Consider the following 25,300-nt stretch of genomic DNA (forward strand, 5'->3'; position numbering starts at 1 on the left):
CGCGCGAGGGGGCGGCGTCGTGCCCCAGTGCGGGGGTCAGGACGCGCCAACGGCCCCTTCCACGCCCTCCAGAACGATCCCGCCCTGACCGTCCTCGAGTCCGCGGCGCGGCTCCGGGCGACACTCGAGGCCGGCGTCACCAGCGCGCGCGACCTCGGCGGGCTGTCCTCGGGCTTCCGCGAGGCGATCGAGCGCGGGCTGATCGCGGGTCCGCGGCTGAAGCTCGCGGTGAGCCCGATCAGCCACACCGCCGGGCACGGGGACATGCACCTGTACGGCGGGACGATCGCGCCCACCGTGCCCGAGCTGATCGAGATCGCCGACACCGTCGACGAGGTCCGCAAGGCGACGCGCCGGGTGCTGCGCCAGGGGGCCGACCTCATCAAGATCTGCACGACCGGCGGCATGGGAAGCAGGCACGACCACCCCGACGACGAGGGCCTGCGCCTGGACGAAGTGCGGGCCATCGCCGACGAGCTCGACCGCCACGGCGGCAAGCCGATCGCCGCCCACGCGCAGGGACGCAAGGGCATCCTGACCGCCCTGCGGGGCGGGGTGACCAGCGTCGAGCACGGGTACGGCATCGACGACGAAGGACTCGACCTCCTGGAGGAGCGCGGCGCCTTCCTCGTCCCGACGCTGTCGACCGTGTTCGCGATCAACAAGGAGACGATGCAGCCGTACCACTACGCCAAGAAGGTGAAGTGGTCCGAGATCACCAAGAAGAACATCGGCCACGCGATCGCGCGCGGAGCCAGGATCGCGCTGGGCACGGACGCCGGCGTCTGCCCGCACGGGGAGAACCTGCGCGAGCTCGGGCATCTCGTCGAGCTCGGCATGTCCCCGATGGCCGCCATCGTCGCCGGGACCCGGACCGCGTCCGAGCTGCTCGGCATCTCCGGCGAGGTGGGCACGCTGGAGGCGGGCAAGCTCGCCGACCTCGTGGTCACCGACGCCGATCCGTTGCGGGACATCCACGCGCTGGCCGACCCCGCGCACATCGAGATCGTGATGAAGGCGGGCGTCATCGTGAAGGACCTCGGTCTTGTACGTACGCGCACGTAGGCCGGGTTCAGTCTGATGCCCTTTGGCGGGGTATCCGCGGCAATGGCCATGGGCCATCTCACAATGAGGCCATGGCCTACCCTCCACAACCTCACCCACAAGACCCGTGGGGCCCGCAACCACGGGGAGCACACAGCCGCCCCGACTACGGCCGGCCGCCGTACGGTCAACCGGCCCCGCAGCCCGGCCACGAACCGCGAGTCACCCGCCAGGGGCCCGACCCCCACCCCTGGCAAGGGGGCCCGCCCTGGTCACCCGGCCCGCAGACCCAGTACATCCAGGACGACCTGTACGCCCTGCCCCTGGCCCAAGACGAGTACGCCCTGCCTCCCAGCCGCAACAGAACCCTGGTCATCGGGTTGTCGGCCGGCCTGGGCGTCCTCCTCGTGGGCGCCGCGATCGGCGCCGTCACCTACTTCAACTCCTCGGGCTCCAAGCCCACCATCGCCCTGCCGGGCACATCCTTCCCCACGACGGCGCCCCGGCAGTCCGCTCCGCCGTCGGAAGCGCCGACCACCCCGTCCCCCTCGTCACGCGCCCAGGCGGGATCGCCGATCGCCGACTCCGAGTTCGACGACTGGAAGTTCAACCTGAGCGGCGTCAAGTTCGACGCCAACAAGGTCGACGGCTGGACGTACGACACCTGCGATCCGGTGGACGGCCAGGGCGTGCTGGCCAAGAACGACTGCGAGCGCGCCGTCCAGGTCGCCTACTCGGCCTACCGCGGGCACCTCAAGGCGGTGCAGGTCATGATGTCGTTCCCGACGGACAAGGCCGCCAGGACCACCGCGACGCGGCTGGCGAAGCTCACCTCGGACGCGATGAACATCCGCAGCGACATGGTCCTGCCCACGTACGCGTACGGGAAGATCCGCACGAACCCCGCCAAGAAATACGTGGTCGTCACGATCGTCACCGCGGACAAGTCGGCCAGGTCGAAGGCCGCGAAGTTCCACCTCTACCTGCAGGCCCACTCCGTCAGCCATCTCCTCCTGCGCGACGTGATCGTCACCAGCTGACCTCGCTCGAGAGGAAACTCTCAGGTACGCAGGGTGCTGGCGTCCTCGCCGCCCTTGTACGTCTTCGACGCCCGGTGAAGCCGGTTCTCCTGCTCCCGGAGCGCGGTCGCCAGCAGGTCGAGCCCCCTGCCGATGTTCTCCATCCGCTGCCCGCGCGCCTGCCAGTACGCGCGGCCGTAGTCGTCGTCGCCGAGGGCGGTGCGTGCCGCGCTCGACGCCCCCTCGAACCGGTCGTGGGCGCCCGACACGTCACCGGCCATGCCGTCCGCCGTGCTCGCCAGCCGGTGGAGCTGGCTCTTGCTGTAGACGGCGCCGTCGTACCCCACGGCTGAGGAGCCTAGCTGGCATGTGCAGACATCGGTGGAAGAATCAGTAAAGAATGGGGTTTCTGAGGTTTTGGTGCGCGTGAGGGACGGAGGTGACGATGGACGAGCCGTGGCGGCTGTTGGAACAACTCGTCCAGGAGGTCAACCAGCAGACGGAACAGCTCAAGGAGATGCAGGAGAAGGTAGGGGAGCTGTCGGCGACGGTGAAGTCCAAGGACGGCATGGTGACCGTGACCGTCGGTCCCCGCGGTGAGGTGCGCACGATCGAGTTCGACCCCCGGGTCTACCGCAAGCTGTCCCCGTCGGAGCTGTCGGCCTCCATCGTGGAGCAGATCGGGCGGGCGACCACGCAGGTCTCCACTGAGATGAAGGAACTGATGGAGCCCTTCGGCGTACCGGATCTCCCGTTCGAGGACCTGTTCGGCGAGGGAACGAACTTCGAGTCGTTCCTGCCGAAACCCGGCACGTCAGAGCCGCGGTGATGCCGCTCGATCTCAGCCTGGTGCCCGAGATCGTGAAGCCGCTGGCGCTGCCGCTGACGGGCGGGGCGCTGCCGGAGACCGACATCGACGGGGTCCTCGCCGAGGCGCAGGTACTGGAGAACCTGGCGGAGCTGCTGGCCGCGATCAAGTCGGACGACGCCGCCGCGGTCGTGCGTTCGCTGCGCGACCAACAATGGCAGGGCGCCGCCAAGGAAACGTTCGAGCAGGTGTTCAACGCGCTCGGCGGACAGCCGGACGCGGACGGCTCCCCTTCGGACGAGACGCTGATCGATCTCCTGGAGAAGAGGCTCCGGGAGGAGGCGGAGGCCCTGCGCGAGCACGGCGTGCGGATGCAGCACACCGAGTGGATGATCTACGCCTCGCTCGCGCTGCTCGGCGCCATGATCGTCAAGCTGCTGGTGTGGATCTACGTCAACGGCCCGGCCGTTCTCAAGCTGATCCAGCACAACACGCTGCTGACCCAGGTGAACATCCAGACGCTGAAGCGGCTCGTCCTGGTCAACATGCTGAAGTTCGCCGGGATCATGGGCGGCCTGGACCTCGGCGTGCAGGTGGCGCAGCAGATCTGGGGGGATCGCGAGGCGGGGGACTTCGACCTCGCGTCGCTGGCGATGTCGCTCGGCAGCGGCGCGCTGACCGGCGTCCTGTTCGCCGGCGCGAACGCGGCCCTGTCACGGCTGCTGAGCCGGCAGATGGTGTACGTGGCGTCCGAAGCCGAACTGGCGGTCCGCGACAAGATCGCGGCGATCGCACAGAGCATGTACGGCCAGGCGCTGCTGGGCGGAGCGGCGGGCACCGCCGGAGCCGTCCCGGGACTGGCGCTCAGCGGGCAACTCGACGGCGAGCACCTGGCGTACACCTTCATCTCCGGCGTCGCGGGCGGGCTCGACATCCCCGCCTCGGTACGCGTGAGCCACATCCCGATGCGGGCGGTCGCGGAGCTCAGCGACGGTCCGTCCGTCACCACCCCGAACGCCGACGCCGACCCGCCGCCCTCCTCCGGCGATCAGCCCCTGCCCCTGCCCCTGCCCTTTCCTGTGCTCCCGCCCTCGCCCTCGACCTCGCCCCGACCCGTACGGCACAACACCGCCCCGCCGCCCGCGGGCCGCCTGGCGCCGCACCATTCCCGGCCCGAACAGCACGCCGACGTCGGCACCCTGATCAACCGGCAGCCGCCCGAACCGGGGACCAATCTGCCCCAGCCGCACCAGGGCCAGGTGATCGTCGGCGAGGTCACCCGGCGCCACGACGTGCTCCTGCACCCTCCGGCCGGGGACAGAGCCGAGCAGGGCGACACCCTCGCACGACCCCAGCAGAACCTCCCGGCCGCCCGGCCCCCGATCGGCGACACCGCCCCCGCCACCCGAGCCCCTACCGGCGACACCACCCCCGCCGCCCCGCGGGCCGAGCCTGCGACGCCGGGCAGCCTCCAGCGCACGTCGCTGCTCCCGGCCACGGTCCCCGCGATCATCACTCCGGCCCCGGACGACGCCGGTGCCGGTGCCGCTGAGCAGGACAACCACCACCAGGGCCAGGACGGCCAGCCTCCCGGAAGCACCGAAACGGCGCCGGTCGCCCAGGAGCGGCACACGGACGACTCAGCCCCCTTGCCGCGCGACGACAGCGATCCGCCGGCGACAGATCAGCGGGCGCCGGCAATCCCGGACAGCGATCAGCGGGCGCCGGCAATCCCGGAGGCCGATCAGCGGACGCCGGCACTCCCGGAGACGCCCCAGCACGCGCGCACCGACCTCCAGGGCGGCCAGACCATCGTGCCCAGGTCCAGCCCGCTGCCCGAGAGCCCGCGCCGGATCGAGCCGGTGACGCGGCAGGTGGCGGACCTGCTCAGCCAGGACGGCGCCTACGACCCGATCAGCGGTCCCGCCTGGGAGGCCGCCCACTCCGCCACGGTGGAGCGGCTGACGGACACGATGCGGTCCTCGACGAAGGACATGCTCGGCGTGGGCCGCAAACGAAATCTGCAGGAGGCAATCGGCGACCCCGGGAGCGACCTCGTCCAGAGCGAGGTCCGCGTCATGGGACGGACCCTCAGGACCTGGCAGGCGGTCCAGCGAAGCGACCTCCCGTCCTTCGTGGAAGGCTCCCGCTCCTACGCGGACGGCGACCGCCGGATCATCCACCGGCTGCCGTTCGACTCGCCCGAAGCACAGCACACGGTGAGACGGCTGGCCGTCGAGGAGCTGCTGCGCACCTGGGGATACGGTGCCGGCGAGATGCTCCCGGAACGGCTGGCCATGCACATGGCCGCGCTCGACGAGTTCGGGCTGACGGGGGTCCTCGACCTGTCGACGTACGGTGATCTCAACCGCGCCAGGACGGCCGCGAAGGTCCACGCCCGCTCCGGGGACATGCTGCGGGACTTCCTGCGGCAGCAGTACGCGGAGACGCAGCGGGAGCTCGCGAGCCGCGGCATCGAAGAGCTGGTGCTCTACCGGGGGATCACGTTCGACCAGCACCCGGTCCCCGGCCTGGCCGAGGCCGCGGACGGCGACGTCGTGGCGGCTCCGCCGGCGCTGCCGCTGCAGTCGTGGAGCGCCATGCCCGGGGTCGCCAAAAGGTACACCGGCCTGGGAGACGGGGCGGTCATGGCGGGGGTGTTCCCGGCCTCCCGGGTGCTGTCCACCCCGTGGACGGGAATGGGCCAGCTGCCTCTCCACGAGTTCGTCGTGCTCGCCACGCCCGGCGAGGTCACCGTGCTGCGGCCGCCGCACGTCGCCGCGACCTCCGCCGAATATTCCGACCTTCCACCCCGCTGGCAGGTCTCGAAGCCCAGCGACGGATGGACCCAGTGCGAGCAGGGGCACCGGCACTGGGGAACGGAGGGCGGGGCCGGTCTGCTGCTCTTCCACCGCCCTCCCGGCGGTGACGTCCACGTCCTCATTCAGCTGCGTTCCATGGAGACGCAACACGGCGGGACCATGGGGCTGCCCGGCGGCGCGCTCCACCGCGGCGAGGATCCGGTCGACGGCGGCCTCCGCGAAGCCGGCGAGGAGAACAGGCTGGACCCGCGCGAGGTGCAGGTGCGCGCGGTCCACCACGACGACCACGGCGGCTGGGCGTACGACACCGTCATCGGCGAGATGTCCCACCTGGCCGACGTCTGGCCCGCCTCCCGCGAGTCGCTCGACAACGTGTGGGTGCCGCTGGAGGAGGTGCCGCAGCTCAACCTGCACCCCGACCTCGCCCGGGCCTGGCCCGAGGTACGCACGGCACTCGACCGCGTCCTGGCGGCTCCCGACCCCGGCCCCCGGCCACCGCACCCGGCGAACACGCACGAGATGCCCGGCCTCCCTGACACCGAGGGATTCTCCCCGATCGCGGATCCGCGGCCACGGAACTTCGCCGAAGCCGCGGCGATCTTCCACCGCTGGACGCCCGGCGACGGCCGCCCCCACCACGACGGCCCCCCGAACCGGATCGAACGGCTGCTCAGCAACTCCCCGGCCGTGCCGGACGCGGAACTCCTGGCGGAGGGCCGGAGCCTCGTGGAACAGCTGCCCGTCATCGACGAGAGCGACACGACGGCAAGAGCCCTGGCCTCGATGAGCCGGATCCTCGCCTGGCCGAACCCGCGAAGAGCCCTCCACGACCTGGCGGCCGAACTCGGCTTGAACCTCGATTTCGACGCCTTGGTGGAGCTCTTCGACAATGCCCGGCAATTCGGCATGAACCCGGACGGCCTGACCGGCCGTACCGACCTGGTCGCAGCTCTCAGAACGGCCATGGCGGCGGACGCCCCTCGCTGGACAGGGCAGCGGCACCAATCCCTGTTCTCCTTCCGCGACGCGACCGCCGAGCAGGCGCGCACGATCGGGCTCCTGGTCGGGATGATGGACAGGCCCCTCACCTCCACCAGGGCCCGGAACCTCGTCAGGCCCGTGCTCGACCAGTACGGCATCCGCGACGTCAGGCAGTTGCTGCCGGTCGTCCAGAAGGCCCACGAGAAGGGCTACTTCCCGGCCGGGACGACCGGGGACGCGGCGTTCCACGCGGCCATGGACCGGTTCTGGCAGGACGACCCGTACCTGTGGAACGGGGTGCTGCTGGCTGACAGATACTCCTTGACCGATCTCCGCGACCCGACGGCGCGGTTGTCCGCGCGCCTGGAGGAGATCGTCGCGGGCTCGGGCCGTGACACCGTCCCGCCGCTGGAGCGCCTGGCCGGCGACCTCGGGCTGGGACGCTCCACCGAGCAGTTCGTCCGTCTGGCCGAGGACGCGCAGGCACACGGTGCCGACCTGGCGCGGGCGGCCGACCGCGAGGATCTCGTCGGCCGCCTCACCGCCTACCGGGCGCGCGACCCGTATCTCTGGGACGGGCTGCGGATCGCGGCCGAGCGGGACATCACGCAGCTGAGCAAGGACGAGGCACGGATCCTTTCCCGCCTCGCCGAGATCACCGGCTCCGAGTCGCCGTCCCGGATATGGGTGTTCGATCCGCTGCGCCGGTTGGCGGGGGACGCGGGTTACCACCATTCCGTCGAGCAGTTGGCGCGGCAGGCTGCAGCGGCACTGCCGCACGTCGTCGACCCCTTCGGGCCGGTCGACAGACAGCAGGTGCTCGACGCCCTGCGTGCGGACGTCGTCAGGCGGCCGGACCCGCAGCATGTCCCGCCGGGCCTGCACGACCTGTCGCCCTCGGCCGTCCGGGACGCCCGGCAGGCCGCGGCCGGCGAGCACGCGCAGGCGCAGCAGGCGTTCCGCCAGGCACACCCTTCCCTGCGCCGCGCCGTGTCGCGGTTCACCGGCCCCGACGCGCTGGCCGTGGCCGAGCAGGAGCGGGTCGCCTCGCTGGAGGCCCGCAGCCGGGCGTGGCAGCGCTGGCCGGAGCGCCCTGAGGTGTCTTTCACGAGGGATTTCGCGGCGTACCGGCGCGCCTACGATCAGGCGGTGCAACGCGCCGTCAGGGGAGAGACGGTGATCCCCTACATGCTGGAGAACGCCACCGCGTCCCTGGCGGCCCGTGACGGGGGGCGCGGGTTCGGGGTGGAGATCGAGTTCGTCCTGCCGAAGCACAACGTCCGCCAGGCCCTGCGGGCCATCGCCCGTGCCCTGCACAAGGCCGGTCTGACCGGTGACGCCGAGGTGCACGGCTACCACACCATGCAGGGCCAGGGCTATCACTCAGGGAAGAACGGCGGGCGCGGCCTCTGGAGGCTGGAACAGGACAACACGGTCGACGGAGAGCTGGTCTCGCCCATCCTGTACGACGAGCCGGCGGCGTGGGAGAACCTCCACACCGCCATCCAGATCATCCGCGCGCACGGCGGCACGGCCGGCGCCTCGACCGGCGGGCACGTCCACGTGAGCACGCACGACTACGACCACATCGTGGAGAACTACACCAGCGTGCGGAACTACACGGAGTATCACACCGACACCCTGTTCAGACTCGGGCACAACCCGGAGCGGGAAAGTCACCGGGGTCTGGCGCAGTGCCGGCCCAACGAGGTGCCCGCGGCGGGCTACCAGTCGATAGCCCAGGTGCGGAACTCGCACAGCGACCGCAAGTCCGCGGTGAACATGCAGAGCATGAAGGGGACCGCGAAAGACCACATCGAGCTCCGGCTGTGGGACGGTTCGCTCGACGCCGCCGTGATCCAGTCACAGGTGAAGGTGTCGCTCGCGACCGTCGAGACGGCGTTCCGCACCGCGATGCTGGGCGATCTGCCCAACCTGGGACGCATCGACCGGCTGGGCACCCACGCCGAGCTCCTCAAGCTGGATCCCGGGCTGGACCTCACCGAGCGGGGAACCCTCTCCTTCCGGGTCCTGATGGACGAGCTGTTCTGGCGGGCCGCCGACAAGGAGCAGCTCACCGCCCTGTTCGCCGCCACTCGCTGGGTGCCGGCGACATGAGCGACCGCACCGCGAAACGTGCCGTGATCGTCCGCAACACCTCGGCGGCGGAGCCGCCTCCGGCCGCCCCGGTCAACGGCGACGGCCGGCCGTACCGCTATGAAATGATCTACGCGGGCGGGACCTACCGCGGCTACGCCGACGACGCCGCCGAGCTGGCCGGGATGCTCATCCCCGGCTACGCCGCGCTCGCCACCGACGGCGAGCGTGCCGCGGCGCGGGTCCGCCTCGCCATGGACCTGCAGGTCAGGCTGCAGGCCGAGCTCGCGGCCGGGCCGGAGCTCGACGCCTGCGACGAGGCCGAGCGCGCCGTCCTCCTCGGCGGGCGGCACGAGCCACCGGCCCCCTCCCGGTGGGAGGCGCCGGTGCCCCTGGTCCTGGTCTCGGCCTTCTACGAGCCCGCCGGGGCGCTGCCGCGGCCGTCGGGGCCGGCGGAGCTCCAGATCTGGCTCGATCCGGCCGACGACTGGGCCCTGCTGACCAGCCTGCACACGGCCGGCGTGATCGTCGTGGGAGCTCGGGGCGACACCTGAGGCCGGAGGCTCACTCGACGGTCTCGGCCTGGAGCTCGTTGAGATAGTTGTAGATCGTGAAGCGGCTGACGTTGAGCCGCTGGGCCGCCTGGTCCACCGCGCCGCGCAGGGTGAAGAAGCCACGTTTGTTGAGATCTTCGACCACCGCGACCTTGTGCGACTTCTTCATCAGGTCGACCGGCACCCCGGCCCCGTTGATGGCGTTGTCGAGGATCCCCTCGCCGAGGCTCTCCAGCGACACCGGGAAGGTCTCCGCGGGCTTGCCGGGCGGGGCGTCGAGTATCGGGCCGGCCCCCGGTGAGATGGCGGTCATCGCATGGAGGATCTCCTCGGCCCGCTTCAGGTCGCCGATGTCGGTGTTGACGCACAGGCACACCACCGACTTGCCGGAGGGGGCGTGGAAGAAGATGCTCGACGAGCGCATCACCAGCCCGTCGGCGGTCTCCGACCGGTAGCCGATCAGGTGCTCGGTCCAGCCCGCCTTGAACGTGCGCAGCCCCAGGTCGGTGGGCGGCCCGCCGATGTCCCTGCCGGTCAGCGTGCCGCCGATGGCCGCGATCGTGTTGGGCATCGTGGTCAGGTTGTGCAGGACGGCCTCGGTCTTGGGGCCCATGGCCTGGGCGAGCGCCGGGATGACCGGGCTGAGCAGTTCGACCACCAGGGCGGCGTGGGCCCGCTCGCTCGTGGTGAACGTCGGCTCGCCGTCCGCGGACGTGCCTGTCATGGCCGCACCCCTGTCTCGTGTGTCGCAGGATCGATCTCAACAGTATGTCGAAGTTTTCACTGGTGCCGGGGCACGGACTCGACCAGGCTGATCGTGTACGGGTGCCGGGGGAGTCCAGGATCGTGCCCGTGTCCCCGCTCTCGGCGATCTCGCCGTGCCGCAGCACGATGGCGCGATCGGTCATCTGCCGCACCACCGCCAGGTCGTGGGTGATGAACAGCATGCCGGTGCCGTGCTCCCGGCGTACTTCGCGCAGCAGCTCCAGCACCTGCGCCTGGACGGACACGTCGAGCGCGGCCACGGGCTCGTCGCAGATCAGCAGCCGGGGCCGGACCGCGATGGCCCTGGCGATGGCGACACGCTGGCGCTCGCCGCCGGACAGCGCGCTCGGCTTGCGGGCGGCGTAGGCGGCGGGCAGGCCGACCAGGTCGAGGAGGTCGCCGACCCGCTGCCCGGTGCCGCCGACGGCGAGCGCCTCCGCGAGCGCCGCGCCGATGGACAGCGCGGGGTTGAGCGAGGCGTACGGGTCCTGGAACACCGCCTGGACCAGGCGGCCGGCCTGCCGCCGCTGCTTCGCGGTGAGCCGCCGGTGGTCGGTGACGTCCAGGTCGCCGAGGCGGATCGTGCCGCCGGTGGCGGTCTGCAGCCCGAGAACGCACCGCGCGATGGTGGTCTTGCCGGAGCCGGTCTCGCCCACGAGCCCGAGCGACTCGCCTTCGGCGATCTCGAAGGACACCTCCCGTACGGCCTGCTTCGTCACCGCCCGCGAGACCATGGATGTGGTGCGGTAGGTCATGCTCAGCCCGGAGACGGACAGGATGGGCGCGCCGGCCCGCGGCCGGGGCACCGCGGCGGGCTGCGTGGCCTCCTGGCGGCGCAGCCGCAGGTCGGCGCGGATCTCGTCCAGGCGGATGCAGGCGGACGAGCGGTCGCCGCCGACGAGCGCGAGCGGCGGCGACCTGCCCGCCGGGGAGCGGGAACGCCTGGCGGAGCGGCTCGCCTCGCTCACCGGCATCCCCGCGAGCCGCTGGGTGGAGCGGAACCTGCGCCTGTCCAAGCACGACTTCCGGGTCGAACTCCTGGCCGCCGAAGGGCTCGTCCTCTACAGGTACGCGGGACCGCCGGCCGTGCCGGAGCCGGCCGGCGAGGGGTCGTTCGGCGCGCGCGTCGCGGGACCCGTGAATCCCACCGGGGTCTCGGCGATCGTGGACGCGCTCGAACCCGCCGTCGCGGCCCACCTGAAGGACTTCCTCGAGGTCGACTGGCCCGACGACTACCGGGGCATGGAGCCGCCCGCCGACGCCGAAGGCCGCGCCCCGGCGGACGGCTGGCGGTGGGGAGCGACCTCCCCCTTCGGCGACTGGCCCTACATGGACTCCATCGCCCGCGCCATGGAGCGGGCGCCGTCGATGCGGCTGCTCATCTGCACCGGCCTGTTCGACCTCACGACGACGATCGGCGCCGCCCGGCACGCCGTACGCCAGTCGGCCTGGCCCCGCGAACGCGTCCGGACGGCCGGCTACGCCGGGGGGCACATGATGTACAGCGTGGAGGCGAGCCTGCGGGAGCTGTCCGGCGATCTGCGCGACTTCGTCAAGAGCAGTCCTGGGACATAACAGGTACGCGATCCGCCGGTTTCTTCTATGTTTGTCCCTGGCCGTGACCATGCGCCCAAGGAGATGTTCGTCGTGAAGAAACCTCTCGAAGGAGCCGCCCTGCGGGCCGGTGTCGTCGCCGTCGCGCTGACTGCCGGCCTGCTGACCGCCTCCCCGGCCACCGCCGTGACCGGTACGGAGTCCGTCGCCCTGGCCTCGCAGAACGCCGCCGCGGCCCGCCCGGGCAACGGCAGGATCATCTACGACGGCCTCAGCGGCGGCCGCGGTGTCCTGAAGATCAAGAACGGCACGCCGCGGGACGGCGTCGTCACCCTCGTCAAGGGCAGGACCAAGGCGATCAGCATCTACGTCCGTGCGAAGTCCTCCGCCAGCATCAAGGACGTCAGGGACGGCTCGTACCGGATCTACTTCACCACCGGCTCCCGCTTCAGCACCAGCAAGCGCAGGTTCGCCGTGGGGGCCAGCTACCAGCGCTTCACCCAGCGGCTGAAGTTCGTCACCACCGCCACCTCGTACAGCATCTGGAGCATCACCCTCCACCAGGTCAGGGGTGGCAAAGCGCAGACCACGCAGATCAACCCCAAGGACTACCCGGCCTGATCGCCGCGACTCAAGTGCCGCCGTGATCCGGCGGCACTTGAGCGTCAGTGGGCGCCGGCCGTCTGGGTGTCCTTCTTGCGTGCCCGGTAGGCCGCCGCCTTGATCTTGTTGCCGCAGGACTCCATGCCGCACCACTCCCGGCGCCCGCCGCGCGACCGGTCGATGAAGACCTTGGTGCACTCGGGATTGGCGCACTCCTTCATCAGCGGCGCCTCCGGCCCGCTGAGGAGCTCGATGGCGTGCCGCGCCACGGTGGACAGCGCCTGCGCTGGGGTCGCCTCGACCCACCTTCCCTCGGCGGTGAGCTGAGGTGTGGCCGGAGGCTTGCGCGCCGTCTCGTTGACCAGGGCGAGCGCCTCGTCGTCGTACCCGTCGTCGGCCAGCCGGGCGGTGACCAGCGCGTAGATGGCCTCCCGCACCGCCACCGCCTGGACGAGGTCCGCCTCCTGGCAGGGGGAGACGGCATCGACGATGCCGGACTCCAGGTACCAGGCGTCGAGCCGGTCCGGGACGTCCAGCGTCTCGAAGCGCGTGGTGCGGCGGGCCCGGAGCGTGCAGGCCAGGTCGAGCGCGGGGTCACCGCACAGAAAGACATGCTTCACATCACCAGTTTGACAGGTGACATCTCGCCGTGCAATCGTCGTCACCTCTCAAACCGGTGACGTCAGGAGGCTGCGGTGGAGTACGACTTCGTCGTGGTGGGCGCGGGCATCGCCGGAAGCGTGCTGGCGGCCCGGCTGTCGGAGGACGGCGGTGCACGCGTGCTGCTGCTGGAGGCCGCCGACCGGGACGATCGCGCCGCGGCCGGGGCGTTCACCCCCGGGCACCGCACCGGCTACGACGCCTGGCCGGAGGGATGGAGGTTCGACGACCTCCTGCCGTACCTCAAGCTGAGCGAACGGGCGCACGCCTGGTGGCCGGGCCGGAGCGGACCGGCGGCGCGGCCGAACCCGCTGCTCGAAGCCTGCCTGAAGGCGGCCGTGGAAGCCGGGCACCGCAGGGCCGACGACATCTCGTCCGGCCTGGAGGAGGGCTTCGGCCGGCCCGACCTGAACATCAACGGGGACTCGTACCTGGCGCCGGCCTCCGGCCGCGGCAACCTGCACGTCGTGACGGGCGCGCTCGTCCACCGCGTCCTGGTCGAACGCGGCCGGTGCGCGGGCGTGATCTACACCGCCGCGGGGGAGAGGGTCACCGTCCGGGCCGCGCGGGAGGTGGTGCTGGCGGCCGGCGCCATCGGGACGCCGCACCTGCTGATGCTGTCCGGCATCGGGCCGGCGGAACACCTGCGGGAGACGGGCGTCGAGCTCGTGCACGACCTCCCGGGCGTCGGGTCGAACCTTCAGGACCACGTCACGGCCGGTCTGGTGTACGCACCCGCCCGCCCCCTCCCGCCGCGCACCGACCACGACGAGGTGCTCGGCCTGCTGCGGAGCCCTTTCGCGCAGGACGGGCCCGACCTGCAGATCGGCTTCGTGGACGTGCCGAGCCACTCCCGCGCGCTGGGCGGCCCGTCCCGCGGCTACACGATCCTCGTGTCCCTGACGCGCCCGCGCAGCCGCGGCACCGTACGCCTGGCCTGCGCCTCCCCGGCGGCCCCGCCCGTCATCGACCCCGCCTACTACTCCGACGTCCGCGACCTGGCCACGATGGTCGCGGGCCTGGAGGCCGCCAGGGAGATCGGCCGGGCGCGGGCGCTGGACGCCTGGCGCGGCGGCGAGGTGCTGCCCGGCGCGGACGTGCGGGACAGGAGGGCACTGCGCGCGTACCTGCGCACCGGCCTGGCCTCGTCCTTCCACCCGGCCGGCACCTGCGCGATCGGCGCCGTGGTCGACGGTGAACTGCGGGTCCACGGCATCGAGGGCCTGCGCGTCGCCGACGCCTCGGTGATGCCGTCGATCGTGTCGGCGAACACCGGCGCGACCGTGTACGGCATCGCCGAGCGGGCCGCGGAACTCATCGCCTCGACCTAGCCGCCCGTCTCGTCGTCGAGCCATCGGGGATGGTTCTTCCTGGCCCACGCGGTCGTCACCCAGCCCGTACGCATCCCGCGCCGCGCCTGCGGGTCCCGGTACGCCAGCCGGATGTGCCCGATCACGACGACGGCGATCGCCACCGCCGTCAGGTCGTGCACGAAGATCGCGCTCGCGCGGGGGATCCCCGGCAGCAGGCCGGTGAACCACATCAGCAGGCCGGTGAACGTCATCACCGGCACGGCGCCGGCGATCCACCCGGCGTAGACCTTCTGCCCGGCGTTGAACTTGCCGGCCGGGCGCGGGCCCGGAACACCCCTGCGTACCGCGCGCAGCCACTCCCTGTCGTACGGCGCCAGCCGGTTGAGCCTGCGCAGGTCGGCGCGGAACGCCCGCGAGGCGAGACCGAGCAGGACGGGCACGGGCAGTAGCAGCCCCGACCACTCGTGCACGACGACCACCAGGTGGCGGCGGCCGACCAGCTGGGCCAGCGGCGAGAAGTACAGGCAGGCCGCCGCCCCGGCGCACAGCAGCATGAGCCCGGCGGTCGCGCGGTGAACCCATCGCTCGCCCCGGCTGAACCGCCGCAGCGAGCGCTCAGGCCGCCGGGTCGAGCCAGCCGTCGACGTCATAGCCGTACTCCTCCCAGTAGCCCGGGATGACCTTGTCGGTGACGGAGATGCCGGACAGCCATTTGGCGGACTTGTAGAAGTACATCGGGGCGACGTAGAGCCGCACCGGGCCGCCGTGGGCGTGCGTGACCGGCGCGTCCAGCATGTCCAGGGCCACCAGCACGTCGGCCCGGCGGGCCTGTTCGAGCGTGAGACTCTCGCTGTAGACGCCGTCGAAGCAGGTGAAGCGGACCGCCTTGCCCTCGGGGCGCACCCCTGCCGCGTCGAGGAGATGCGAGAGCAGCACGCCGGAGAAGGGGACGTCCGGCACCCGCCAGCCGTCGGTGCACCGTGCCTCGCCGACGACCCGGGTCTGGGGGAGCGCGCGCAGCTCGTCGAGCGTGTACGTCCCCGGCCGCTCGACCAGGCCGCCGATCTCCAGCCGGTAGTCGGCCGCGGTCTTCCTGGGCACCGAGGCCGCGACGCTGTAGTACCGGAAGCCGCCCGGGTTGGGCAGCAGCCCGCTGAGCCCGGTGGGGTCGTTCTGCGAGGCCGTGCCGAGGAGCCGTTCCCAGCCGCCCCGCACGAGAGGCGCGGCGGCCAGGCCGGCGGCGCCCGCGCCGAGCATCGAGAGCATCACCCGCCGCGCGATGGGCGGGCCGCTCTCCGCTGAATGTCGTTCATGAGTCACAGCTGCGATTCGAGCAGCCGCGGCTCCCGTCCGCGACGAAAAGCGGGCTCCCGTAAGACTTCCGTCAGGCTTGCTCGTGCCGGTTGCGAGGAGGACTCCATGAGCACCGAACCCACCACCGACCTGCCGGCTTTCCCGGCGACCGCGGCTCGCGCCGCTTCGTCAGCCGTTGAGCGCGCTGGCGAGGGTCACGGCCGCGCTGACGAGGAGAGCCGCCAGCACCACCTTGCGGAAACGCTCCGCATCGATACGGCTGAAGATCGCATTGCCGGCGAACCACCCCAGCTGCACCACGGGCAGGCCCACCAGCCCGATCCAGAGCGACTGGGTGTTCACCTGGCCGGCCACGGCGAACCCGATCAGGCTGAACACGCTGGTGCCGGCGAACACCACCGAGAGGGTGGCGCGGAACTTGGAGGGCTCATAACCCATGCCCTGGAAGGCGGCGACCATCGGTGGCCCGTTGGTGCCGGTGGAGGTGGACAGAGCGCCGGACAGGAGGCCGACTCCGACCAGTACGGGCACGTTTCCCGGCACCTTCACGCGCCGCCACACCATCACCGTGCAGCCTAGGACTCCGACCCCGATCAGTGCCGTGAGCACCTGCTCGGACGTCACCCCGTACACCCAGAGGCCGAGCGGCAGGCCGAGCACGATGCCGGCCATGGCGATCATGGCCACTTTCCACTCGGCGTGGTGACGCTGACGTACGGCGATCGTGATGGTCATGGCCAGGGCGGACATCGTGGTGGCGACCACCGCTGTATGCGGGTCGACAGTGAGGGCCAGCAGTGGTGTGGCGACCAGGGCGTACCCGAATCCGGTCACGGCGTGCACCGTTGAAGCAATCAGGATGATCACGGCGGCGGCAAGCAGCGTGGACACCTATCACACTTTGCCATAGATCCATTTAAATGATCCAGTATTGTCGGGAAATTGAGGAGACCGTCCGGTATTAGGAGCCAATGACATGGGTGGTCAGGACTCTGCGAGTTACGTCGTCAGCCCGGCAATCGACGGTGACCAGGCCGTCATATTCGTTCCCGGTCTAGGAGGCCGGACGAAGTTCGTGGACCGGTGGAACGAGCCGGGCCGGGAACCCGTCATCCGGCGGGCCAACTGGAGCGAGCCGATGAGCGTGCCCTCCATCGACGAGCGCGGCGCGGCGCTCGCGTCCCTCATCGCGCACTCAGGCGCCACGGATGTCGTGCTCGTGGGCCACAGCATGGGTGCTCTGGTCTGCCTGGAGGCGGCCGGGCACCTGGAGCGGCAGCTTCGCGGCATCGTCGTCATGTGCCAGTACCCGCCGCACCGTACACCGCTCTCGCCTCTGGCGGAGCTGCCGGACCGGGCGCTGGCCGAGGAGATCGAGGCGCCGCTCCACATTATGGACACGGTCGCTCTTCCCGAATACGCGCGTCTCTGGCGTTCTGAATACCACCTGCTCAATCGCTATCTGGAATCAGATCCGCGCCCGATGTCGAACGCGCCGATCGTCGCGGTCGGCGCCACCGGCGATGCGAGCTCCTGGGACACCGAGTGCCTCGATGACTGGAGCCATTACACGACGGACTGGCTGTCGGTCCATATGATCGACGGCGGCCACCAGATCGTCGAGGAACTGCCTTCCGAGATCCTTCGTGAATGGGTCAGGAAGGTTCGTGGCTGAGCAGCCGTCGCAGCTCGGCGGCCAGCTCGGCCACCGTCGGGTGGTCGAAGATCACGGCGATGCCGACGTCCACGTCGAAACCCCTGCGGATCTCCTCGACCAGCCCCACAGCGGCGAAGGAGTCGCCGCCCAGATCGAAGAAGCTCTCGTCGGGGCGCACTGACTCCACACCGAATTCGGCACGCCACATCTCCGTCAGGCGGGCCTCCAGCGACTCCTCGTCCGACGGCGCTCCACCCGACACCCGCTCGGGTGAACCCGGTTGTGCACGTGCCACGGCCGACGCGTCCGGCGTGACCTCGGGGTTCTTCAGGACCGCGGCCTCCCCCGACAAGGTGATCGCCACCTGTCTGTGGCCGGGCCGGCCCAGGATGCGCAGCAACATGCCGACCCCGGTCGCGGGCGTGATCCCGGCGTCCTGCCCGGCATCGGTGTCTCGCTCCTCGCGGTAGGTCTCGGGGGCGACCATGGACTCGTCGACGCGGCGCATGGTGAAGCCCCTGACCTCGACGGCGACGTCACCGCCGGCGGTCAGCACGTCGATGTCGGCCACGATCGTGTCCGACCCGCTCGGGCGCCGGCGGATGTGGCTGTACGCAAGCCCCGGTATCGGCCGGTGCACCACGATCGACTGGTAGGCGAAGGGCGCGTGCGGCGGCTCATGGTCGGGATCCCGCGCCAGCGACACCGCCGCGTCCAGGAGGGTGGGATGCAGGGCGTGCTCGTCGAGCTCGTGGTCGAACGCTTCGGGAAAGGTGAGTACGGCGAGCTTCGTGCCGACGTCCTCCCCGGAGGTCCAGATCTCCTCTCCCGGCCATCGTGGACCGATGGTGAACATTCGGTTGTCAGGGTCGTTCACGGGCACCCGCCGCTCGGGCAGCGACGCGCGCAGCCCGTCCAGGTCCACCGTGCCCGCCCTGGCGTCCGCCAGCCGGATCTCACCCGTCGTGTGGACGCGGTAGTCGCCGGACGAGCCCGACGAGAGCGGCGCGGAGCGTACGGTGAATCGCCAGAAGTCCTCATGCGGTTCGAAGCCGACCTCGAGTGACACGGGCTCCGGGGTGGTGATCGGCTGCCGGAAGACCATGTGGCGCAGCTGCGCGGGCCGCCCGTTCGGGTGATCGACCGCCTCGCGGAAGGCCCGCAGGACGAAGTCGACCTGGGCCGTGCCCGGCAGCACCGGCACGCCGTTCATCCGGTGTTCGTCCAGGATCGGATAGTCCTCGGCCGACAGCGGGGTCGACCACCGGCGCACCCCCGTCGCCGATCCGGAGCGCCCGGCCTGCCGGCCCTCGCGGGCAGCCATGCCGACCTCGGCCCAGGACGGCCAGTTGATGGCCATCGAGGCGCAGCCGGCCAAGGGCTGCCGGCGCACCACCGCGTCGAGGAAGGCGTTCGCCGCGGCGTAGTCAGCGCTGCCCACCAGGCCCCTCAGCGCCGCGCGGCTGGAGAAGGCCACGAAGAAGTCGAGGTCCGCCCGGCCCCGCAGCACCTCGACCAGGGCCAACGTACCGTGGACCTTCGGCGCGAGCGTCGCCGACACCTGCTCGCGCGTACGGAACTGGAGCATGCCCCCGCCCGCCACGCCGGCGAGGTGGAAGACCCCGTTGATGCCCCCGAAGGAGTCCGACGCCCGGTCGATCGCGCGCCGCAGCGCGTCCACGTCGGTCACGTCGCAGGCCTCGACGCGGCACTCGGCTCCGAGAGCCCGGATCTCGGCGAGCTCGGCGTCGTGCCCGCCTGTCGTACGGCGGCCCAGCAGCAGCAACCGTGGTCGCAGGCCGGTGTCCGCCAGGCCACGCGCCACGGCCAGACCGAGGCCGCCGAGTCCGCCGGTGATGACGTAGGCGCCCTCGCGGCGCAGGTCGACAGGGCCCGCACCGTCGGGGACGAGCTCCCGCTCCCCGGGGACCCAACGCCGATCCCCCCGCAGGGCGACGATCTCTGACCGCTCAAGGCCGCGCAGCTCCGCGAGCAGCCGATCGCCGGTCACGCCGCCCTGGACGTCGACGAGCTTGCACCTGGCGCGCGGGTTCTCGAGCATGTAGCTGCGCAGGAGTCCGAGCAGCATGGCCCGCACCGGGTGCACGGTCTCGCCGCCCGTCACGTCCGCGGACAGCTCGGTGACGACCAGGACGTCGCGAGCGCGCTTGTCGGGCGCCCGTCGCGCCGCTTCCTGCAGCAGCTCGACGATCCGGTGGAAACCGGCGTCGAGCTGGTCGTCGATGCTGCTCAGGTCGGGTTCGGCCGGGCCGCCGAGCTGCGTCGCGTCGACGATGAGCTCCGGGTATCGCCGCGAGTCCCTCAGCTCGTCCAGCAGCCGGACGACGTCCGCCGAGTGCCCGGGGCGGATCACGAACCCGTCCGCCGCCCCCGAATACGAGGAGCCGAGCCGCACCGGCAGCGCGTCCCACCCGGCCTTGTCGAGCAGGGCGACCAGCTCGTCGGCTCGTCGCGGATCGTCGGGCAGGAACACCAGTGGTCGCTCCCCGGCGTGGGTGTCGCGGTGCCCGGCCGGTGCGGCCTCCACCCACGTCGGCAGACGGAACACCGCACGGCCCTCTGGTTCCCTCGCCTCCTGAGCGGGCGAGCTGCTCGGAGACGCCCGCTCGATCCAGTGCCGCTCGCGTTGGTACGGGTAGCCCGGCAGAGGTACGCGTTCACGAGGACCCGCGGCACCGAGCGCCGACCAGTTCACCTCCGTGCCGAGGGTCCACATCCGGGCCAGCGCATGGAGGAACGAGGCGCGTTCGGTGGCGCCCTTCGACGGCCCGTTCGGGAGCGTCGGCACCGTCAGGTGCCGCTTGGCGCGCACCTGAGGATGTGCGCGGGCCAGGGTGGTGAGCGTCCGCCCGGGGCCCACCTCGACCAGCACCCGGTCACCGCCGGACAGCACGGCCTCGAGCGCCTGCTTGAACAGGACGGGCCGGGTGAGCTGCCGGGTCCAGAAGTCCACGCTGCGCACCTGTGCCGCCTCCACCAGGCCACCCGTGGACGCGGAGCAGATCTTCCAGCGCGGACGACGTGGCTGGATGCCGTCGAAGGCCAGGCGGAACCGGTCGGCAGCGCTCGTCATGGCCGGGGTGTGGAAGGCGTGCCGGGATCTCAGCCGGGACACGGCGAGTCCCGTCCCCGCGAGGACCTCGTCCTCGAAGCGCCGCACGTCGCCGGCCGATCCGCCGACGACCGTCTGCCGGTCGCCGTTCACCACGGCGACGCCGAGGCTCCCGAACAGCAGCGGCGACACGGTGTCCAGGTCGGCCGCGACCGCCACCATCGCGCCCTGGGGTGACTCGCCCATGGCCCGGGCCCGGGCGCTCACCAGCCGTACCGCTTCCTGGAGGGTGAACACCCCGGCGAGCGCGGCGGCCGCGAACTCCCCGACGCCGTGGCCGAGCAGCACGTCGGGCTCGACGCCCAGCGCCAGCCACAGCCGTCCCAGCGCGTACTCGACGCCGAAGAGCAACGGCTGCGCGACGGTGGTGTCCTCCCACGCCTCCTCCCGGATCTGTCGCGGCGCCAGGCCGTGGGCCTCGAAGAGGTCGAAGCACTCGTCGAGCGCCGCGCTGAACGCCGGCTCGGTGCGACAGAGCTCCGCCGCCATGCCGGCGTGCTGCGCCCCTTCCCCCGGGAACAGGAACACGGTGCTCCGGTCCGCCTGCTCCTCCGGGGTGACGATTCGCCTCGTGTGGTCGAGCACGGCGGCGGCCGCGTCGGACATGCTCTCGGCCACCACGGCGCCTCGGACCGGGTGCGGCGTGCGCCCCTTCTGCAGCGTGAACGAGACGCTGGAGAGCGGGTCCGCACTCTCCTCGAAGGCTCGGGCGAGCCGCTGCGGGTAGGCCTCGGCCGCGGACGGCGTCCGTCCCGACCACACGATCAGCTGCGTGGGTCCCGGAGCCGGGTCGGCCGCGCGGACCGGCGCCTCTTCGAGGATGGCGTGCGCGTTCGTGCCACCGATCCCGAACGAGCTGACCCCCGCCAGGCGCCGGCGGCCGGCCGATCGAGGCCAGGGCCGCAGCGTGTCGTTGACGAAGAACGGTGAGTCCCCGAGCCCGAGGAGCGGGTTCACCTCCTCGAGGTTGATGCTCGCGGGAATCTGCTCATGGTCCAGCGACAGCGCGGCCTTGATCAGCGAAGTGATCCCCGCCGCGTGACCCAGGTGGCCCACGTTTCCCTTGATCGATCCGATGGGACACCGCCCGGTCGCGAGTCCCGACGCCGCGCCGAACGCCTTCTTCAGCGCTGAGATCTCGATGGCATCACCCAGCCGGGTCGCGGTGGCGTGCGCCTCGACGTACCCGATGTCCTCGGGACCCACGCCGGCGACCTCCATGGCTCTCAGCACGACCTCGGCCTGCCGATCGGCGCTGGGCGCGGTGAAGCCGACCTTGTTCGCGCCGTCGTTGTTGACGGCCACGGCCCGGATCACCGCGGAGATCCGATCGCCGTCGGCCACGGCGTCGGCGAGCCGCTTGAGCACCACGACGCCGACGCCGCTGCCGAAGATCGTGCCGCTGGCCGCCGCGTCGAAGGGGCGGCAGTGGCCGTCCCGGCTCAGCGGGCCGTCCTGGGCCCACCAGTACCCGTGACCGACGGGGAACTCGACGTCGGCACCACCGGCCAGGGCGACGTCGCACTCGTGGAGCCGGAGCGCGTTCACGGCGAGATGCACGGCCACGAGCGAGCTCGAACACGCGCTCTGCACGGTCATGCTGGGGCCGTTCAGGTTCAGCTTGTACGAGACCAGCGTGGACGCGCTGTCGGGGTTGTTCCACATGCCGGCCGCCATGCCGGTGGCACTCCGGAGCGCCTCCAGGTTCCCGAGGACGCGGCCGATCCCGTAGCGGTTCGCGGCGACCGACGAGAACACGCCCGCTCTGCCGAGTCTCGAGGCGTCATAACCGGCGTTCTCGACGGCGGCGTGCGAGGTCTCCAGATACAGCCGCAGCTGCGGGTCGCACGCCTCGGCCTCACGCCGGGTCAGGCGGAAGAACTCGGCGTCGAACAGGTCGATGCCCTCAGGCTCCGCCACTGCCCGCACGTAGGCCGCGTCGTCCAGCGCTTCACGCGACACGCCGCTCGACCGGAGCTCGTCCTCGGACGGGAAGCGCACCGCCTCCTCCCCGGCCAGGAGGTTTCTCCACAGCTGCCGGGTGTCGGCCGCGGCCGGGAACCGACCGGCCATCCCGATGATCGCGATCGGCTCAACGAGGTTACCCATGTCGTCCGCCCTCCGATTCGCTTGCTGCCCAGCCGTTCAGGGAGCGAGCCAGGTGATCGGCAAAAGTGTTCAGGGTGGGAAATTGAAAGACGAGCACGGGAGAAATCTCCGTCCCGAGACGGACGGAGACCTCCGACACGAAACGCATGAGGGACGTCGAGGTGAAGCCGGCGTCGAAGAAGCCGCCGTCAGGGTCGATCCGGCCTCGGCCCAGAACGGACCGCGCGCTCTCGTGGAGCACCTCCCACAGCGTCGCCGTCCGGTCCTCACCCTGCGCGCCAGGCCGGTCCTCCGAGTCGCGTACCTCGATGCTCGAGGGCATCACCGCGGGGTCCAGACAGTCGCTGAGCACCGCACGGAGCTCGTCGCCGTCGACCGCCGTCGTGGGGCTCCGTACGACGGTCAGGCGCACGGATCCGACGCCGCCGCTGTCCTCGACGAACGTCGCCACCGCGCCGACGACGCCGGCGACGCGGGCGGCCGCGCCCTCGATCTCGTCCAGCTCCACCCGCGTGCCGTTGACCTGGACCTGCCGGTCCGCCCGCTTCATGAAGCACAGTGAGCCGTCCGGTAATCGACGGACGATGTCGCCGGTGTCGTACCAGCGCCGGCCGTCATGGTCGGGGGCCAGCAGCGGGGTTCCGTCGGTGTAGCCGAGCGCGCAGGCAGCGGCCTCCACGTGCAGCCGGCCGGCACTGTCGATCTTCACAGAGGCATGGCCGAGCGCCCGTCCGATGGGAACCGGGTCCTCGCTCGCGGCCCCCTCACCGGGCGGCACCTGGTGCATGCACACGACCTGCGGGGTCTCCGACGCCCCGTAGCAGTTGGCGATGGTGGCGCGTGGGGCGAACCGCGCCGTCGACCGCAGCGCCGCGGCCGTGAGTCGTGCCCCCACCGAGCAGACCAGCCGCAGGCTCTCGACGGGGAGCCGCGACGAGCCCGCCATGAGCTGGAGGAGGACCGGCGAGCCCTGGAGCACGGTGATGGAGTGCTCGGCGAGCCAGGCCGCCGTCAGCCGGGGGTCCGAGGCCGTGCGACTGTCCGGGATGAACAACGTCGCACCGGTGAGCCAGGGGGCCATCAGCTCCCGCAGGCTCGGGTCGTGGCCGGGCCTGCTGAGAAAGGCGATCCGATCGGATTCGTCCAGGGGCAGTTCCTTGAAGAACGCCACGCCGGCGGCCTCGAAGGCCGCTCGTCCGACGACGATCCCCTTGGGCTTTCCCGTCGTGCCGGACGTGAAGAGGACATGACTGGCTTCTCGCACGTCCTCGCCATGGAGCTCCTGGCCGGTGTCCAGCAGCTCCAGACCGGTCAGGGTGGGCCCGAAGGTCGCGGCGGCGCCGGTGGCCGTCAATGCTCCGCGCACCCGCTCGGGACCCCAGTCCCCGAGGATCGCCGGGACGGCGCCCGCGCTCCAGACTCCCATGATCCGCGCGACGAACTCCGGGCTCCGCTCTGCCGGCACGCCCACCACGCGGCCCTGCAGGCGGTGGCCCCGCACGACGTCGCTGACGTCCTCGCTGAGTGCGGCGACGTCGCCGAAGGTGAGGTCACGATCCTCGTGGACCAGGGCGACCCTGCCCGGGTCACGAGGCACCCGTCCGAGAAGTCCCGGCGCGGCGGTGCCGGCTGTGTCACGGACGGGGCCGGTCGGCTCGTCCACTCGCCTCACGCTAGCCTCCCTCGGATCGATGTCGCGTCACAACAGCTCGTCCCACACCGAGTGGAAGTACCTGGGGTGAGTGCTGCGCAGCTCGCGCCAGTGCTTCCTGCGGTTCTCCTCCGGCGCGGTGTCGGTCCGGCGGTCCGGCCGATCGCCGGCCGCCGCCCACGCCAGGTGCATCAGCGGGAGCACGGCCGAACCACGCCGGGCCTTGCCGAGCTCCGCGCCGGCGCCGGTGACGACTCTCGACAGCCCCGTCGCGTAAGCGTGCTTGATGGGTTCGTAGATCGCCGCATTGAAGTACACGAACGGGTCCGGCGCTTCGTCGTCGAGCCGCCCGAAGTCCGTCACGTACAGCCGGTCGTGCCAGCGGCACATGACCCCGGTGCCGACGACACGGCCCCGCACGCGGCAGAGCACGGCCGCCGACGCGGCATCTCCCAGCGCGGACGCGTACGCCGAGAGGCGTCGCGTGACCGCGTCCACGCTGTACGCCATCCCGTGCTTGGACCGAACATTCACGATCATCGGCGCGACGGTCGTGATGGCCTCGCGGAGCGGGACGATCTCGGTCGCACACTCCTTGGCGAAGACCCCGACTTCCCTGCGGACGCTGGTGCGGGTGTTCCGCGGCAGCGTCGCGAGGTAGTCATCGAAGCCCTCACCGGGGAGCTCCAGCTCGGTCTGCGCGACGCTCGCCAGTCGGTGGTGATCTCCGTCGCCGGCGACCGGAGCGAGGTCTCTCCACGCGGAGGCGTCGAGGAACAGGAAGAAGGTGTACGGGAGCCCGCGCTCGGCCGCGACGGCACAGGCGGCATCCCGAAGTGACCGCAGGACCGCCGTCCTGGTCGGACTTGGCAGGCTGCGGTCAATGATGAGCCGCGTGCTGAATCCCGCACGGGAGCCGGCCAGCAATCCCAGCCGGCCGCCGAGCGAACCCGCGGCGTGCAGAAGGTCCTGGAAGTGGAGCTCCGGCCAGTACAGGTAGTCCCCATGGCTGGGGAGCGAGTCATAGAGGGGAAGGGCACCGAGGATCCGAGGGTGCCCGGGCTGTCGGGCGATCAGGTACGTGACAGGCGCTTCACCGGACTGCTCCAGAGCCCGCAGCCATGCGCGGCTCTGGAACATGTCCCGCGGGTCGGCGACGTCATCCCACACATACCCGGCGACGTCGTCCAATGAGGAGACGCGCTCGACCGTCATG

At 71.3% G+C, this 25,300-nt stretch carries 18 protein-coding genes and 2 pseudogenes; 10 read left to right on the top strand and 10 right to left on the bottom strand.

Annotation, left to right across the window (positions count from 1 at the left end; all coding sequences use genetic code 11):
- Positions 1-18: 18 nt before the first annotated feature.
- Positions 19-1,065: pseudogene (locus ACIBI9_RS29645) on the top strand (amidohydrolase family protein); the annotation flags it as partial.
- A gap of 71 nt (positions 1,066-1,136) precedes the next feature.
- Positions 1,137-2,084, top strand: coding sequence for a hypothetical protein (locus ACIBI9_RS29650; RefSeq protein WP_397226451.1), 948 nt, complete (start codon positions 1,137-1,139; stop codon positions 2,082-2,084).
- 20 nt (positions 2,085-2,104) lie between these two features.
- Here ACIBI9_RS29650 and ACIBI9_RS29655 read toward each other — a convergent pair whose 3' ends face one another.
- On the bottom strand, positions 2,105-2,410 hold the full coding sequence (locus tag ACIBI9_RS29655; protein ID WP_397226453.1) for a hypothetical protein: 306 nt from the start codon (positions 2,408-2,410) through the stop codon (positions 2,105-2,107).
- A gap of 98 nt (positions 2,411-2,508) precedes the next feature.
- Here ACIBI9_RS29655 and ACIBI9_RS29660 point away from each other — a divergent pair, with 98 nt between their 5' ends.
- The 3 genes from ACIBI9_RS29660 to ACIBI9_RS29670 are packed head-to-tail and all read left to right on the top strand — an operon-like array spanning position 2,509 to position 9,325.
- The gene (locus tag ACIBI9_RS29660) at positions 2,509-2,892 is read left to right on the top strand and encodes a YbaB/EbfC family nucleoid-associated protein (RefSeq protein ID WP_397226455.1); all 384 of its coding nucleotides are present in this window, start codon (positions 2,509-2,511) and stop codon (positions 2,890-2,892) included.
- Positions 2,892-8,792, top strand: a complete 5,901-nt coding sequence (locus ACIBI9_RS29665) for an NUDIX domain-containing protein (RefSeq protein WP_397226457.1) — start codon at positions 2,892-2,894, stop codon at positions 8,790-8,792. The genes ACIBI9_RS29660 and ACIBI9_RS29665 overlap by 1 nt, the downstream gene beginning before the upstream one ends.
- Positions 8,789-9,325 carry a hypothetical protein gene (locus tag ACIBI9_RS29670; RefSeq protein ID WP_397226459.1) on the top strand — a complete coding sequence of 179 codons (537 nt, stop codon included), beginning with the start codon at positions 8,789-8,791 and terminating at the stop codon, positions 9,323-9,325. The genes ACIBI9_RS29665 and ACIBI9_RS29670 overlap by 4 nt, the downstream gene beginning before the upstream one ends.
- A gap of 10 nt (positions 9,326-9,335) precedes the next feature.
- On the opposite strand, the gene ACIBI9_RS29675 is transcribed toward ACIBI9_RS29670, so the two are convergent.
- Positions 9,336-10,049: a transcriptional regulator gene (locus tag ACIBI9_RS29675; RefSeq protein ID WP_397226461.1), complete on the bottom strand. Its 714-nt coding sequence runs from the start codon at positions 10,047-10,049 to the stop codon at positions 9,336-9,338.
- A gap of 44 nt (positions 10,050-10,093) precedes the next feature.
- Between ACIBI9_RS29675 and ACIBI9_RS29680 the strand changes: the two genes are divergently transcribed.
- Complete coding sequence (locus tag ACIBI9_RS29680) at positions 10,094-10,456, top strand: hypothetical protein (protein ID WP_397226463.1); 363 nt, start codon at positions 10,094-10,096, stop codon at positions 10,454-10,456.
- Here ACIBI9_RS29680 and ACIBI9_RS29685 read toward each other — a convergent pair.
- Positions 10,405-10,845, bottom strand: a pseudogene (locus ACIBI9_RS29685) (ATP-binding cassette domain-containing protein); the annotation flags it as partial. The gene ACIBI9_RS29680 and the pseudogene ACIBI9_RS29685 overlap by 52 nt on opposite strands.
- On the opposite strand from ACIBI9_RS29685, the gene ACIBI9_RS29690 reads away from it, so the two are divergent.
- Positions 10,844-11,665, top strand: a complete 822-nt coding sequence (locus tag ACIBI9_RS29690) for a hypothetical protein (RefSeq protein WP_397226465.1) — start codon at positions 10,844-10,846, stop codon at positions 11,663-11,665. The pseudogene ACIBI9_RS29685 and the gene ACIBI9_RS29690 sit on opposite strands and share 2 nt — an antisense overlap.
- A 72-nt stretch (positions 11,666-11,737) precedes the next feature.
- A complete protein-coding gene (locus ACIBI9_RS29695) occupies positions 11,738-12,265 on the top strand; it encodes a hypothetical protein (protein WP_397226467.1) in 528 nt (175 codons plus the stop codon).
- 44 nt (positions 12,266-12,309) lie between these two features.
- Here ACIBI9_RS29695 and ACIBI9_RS29700 read toward each other — a convergent pair whose 3' ends face one another.
- Positions 12,310-12,867 (bottom strand): CGNR zinc finger domain-containing protein, encoded by a 558-nt coding sequence (locus tag ACIBI9_RS29700; RefSeq protein ID WP_397226469.1) that lies wholly within the window; start codon positions 12,865-12,867, stop codon positions 12,310-12,312.
- A 75-nt stretch (positions 12,868-12,942) separates the two neighbouring features.
- Here ACIBI9_RS29700 and ACIBI9_RS29705 point away from each other — a divergent pair, with 75 nt between their 5' ends.
- Positions 12,943-14,238 (top strand): GMC family oxidoreductase, encoded by a 1,296-nt coding sequence (locus ACIBI9_RS29705; protein WP_397226471.1) that lies wholly within the window; start codon positions 12,943-12,945, stop codon positions 14,236-14,238.
- Here the strand turns inward: ACIBI9_RS29705 and ACIBI9_RS29710 are convergent.
- From ACIBI9_RS29710 to ACIBI9_RS29720, 3 genes are all read right to left on the bottom strand, one after another.
- On the bottom strand, positions 14,235-14,870 hold the full coding sequence (locus tag ACIBI9_RS29710; protein WP_397226473.1) for a cytochrome b/b6 domain-containing protein: 636 nt from the start codon (positions 14,868-14,870) through the stop codon (positions 14,235-14,237). The genes ACIBI9_RS29705 and ACIBI9_RS29710 overlap by 4 nt on opposite strands.
- Positions 14,836-15,540, bottom strand: coding sequence for a molybdopterin-dependent oxidoreductase (locus tag ACIBI9_RS29715; RefSeq protein ID WP_397226475.1), 705 nt, complete (start codon positions 15,538-15,540; stop codon positions 14,836-14,838). Before ACIBI9_RS29715 ends, ACIBI9_RS29710 begins: the two co-directional genes overlap by 35 nt.
- A gap of 162 nt (positions 15,541-15,702) precedes the next feature.
- A complete protein-coding gene (locus tag ACIBI9_RS29720; protein ID WP_397226477.1) occupies positions 15,703-16,425 on the bottom strand; it encodes a sulfite exporter TauE/SafE family protein in 723 nt (240 codons plus the stop codon).
- A gap of 85 nt (positions 16,426-16,510) precedes the next feature.
- Here ACIBI9_RS29720 and ACIBI9_RS29725 point away from each other — a divergent pair, with 85 nt between their 5' ends.
- Positions 16,511-17,209, top strand: a complete 699-nt coding sequence (locus tag ACIBI9_RS29725) for a thioesterase II family protein (RefSeq protein ID WP_397226479.1) — start codon at positions 16,511-16,513, stop codon at positions 17,207-17,209.
- Here the strand turns inward: ACIBI9_RS29725 and ACIBI9_RS29730 are convergent.
- The 3 genes from ACIBI9_RS29730 to ACIBI9_RS29740 are packed head-to-tail and all read right to left on the bottom strand — an operon-like array spanning position 17,190 to position 25,299.
- A complete protein-coding gene (locus ACIBI9_RS29730) occupies positions 17,190-22,433 on the bottom strand; it encodes an SDR family NAD(P)-dependent oxidoreductase (protein ID WP_397226481.1) in 5,244 nt (1,747 codons plus the stop codon). The two genes, ACIBI9_RS29725 and ACIBI9_RS29730, sit on opposite strands and share 20 nt — an antisense overlap.
- Positions 22,426-24,105 (bottom strand): AMP-binding protein, encoded by a 1,680-nt coding sequence (locus tag ACIBI9_RS29735; protein ID WP_397226485.1) that lies wholly within the window; start codon positions 24,103-24,105, stop codon positions 22,426-22,428. Before ACIBI9_RS29735 ends, ACIBI9_RS29730 begins: the two co-directional genes overlap by 8 nt.
- A gap of 27 nt (positions 24,106-24,132) precedes the next feature.
- Positions 24,133-25,299 (bottom strand): peptidogalycan biosysnthesis protein, encoded by a 1,167-nt coding sequence (locus ACIBI9_RS29740; RefSeq protein WP_397226487.1) that lies wholly within the window; start codon positions 25,297-25,299, stop codon positions 24,133-24,135.
- Between the last annotated feature and the right edge of the window lies 1 nt (position 25,300).

Source organism: Nonomuraea sp. NPDC050451 (genome assembly GCF_044458585.1).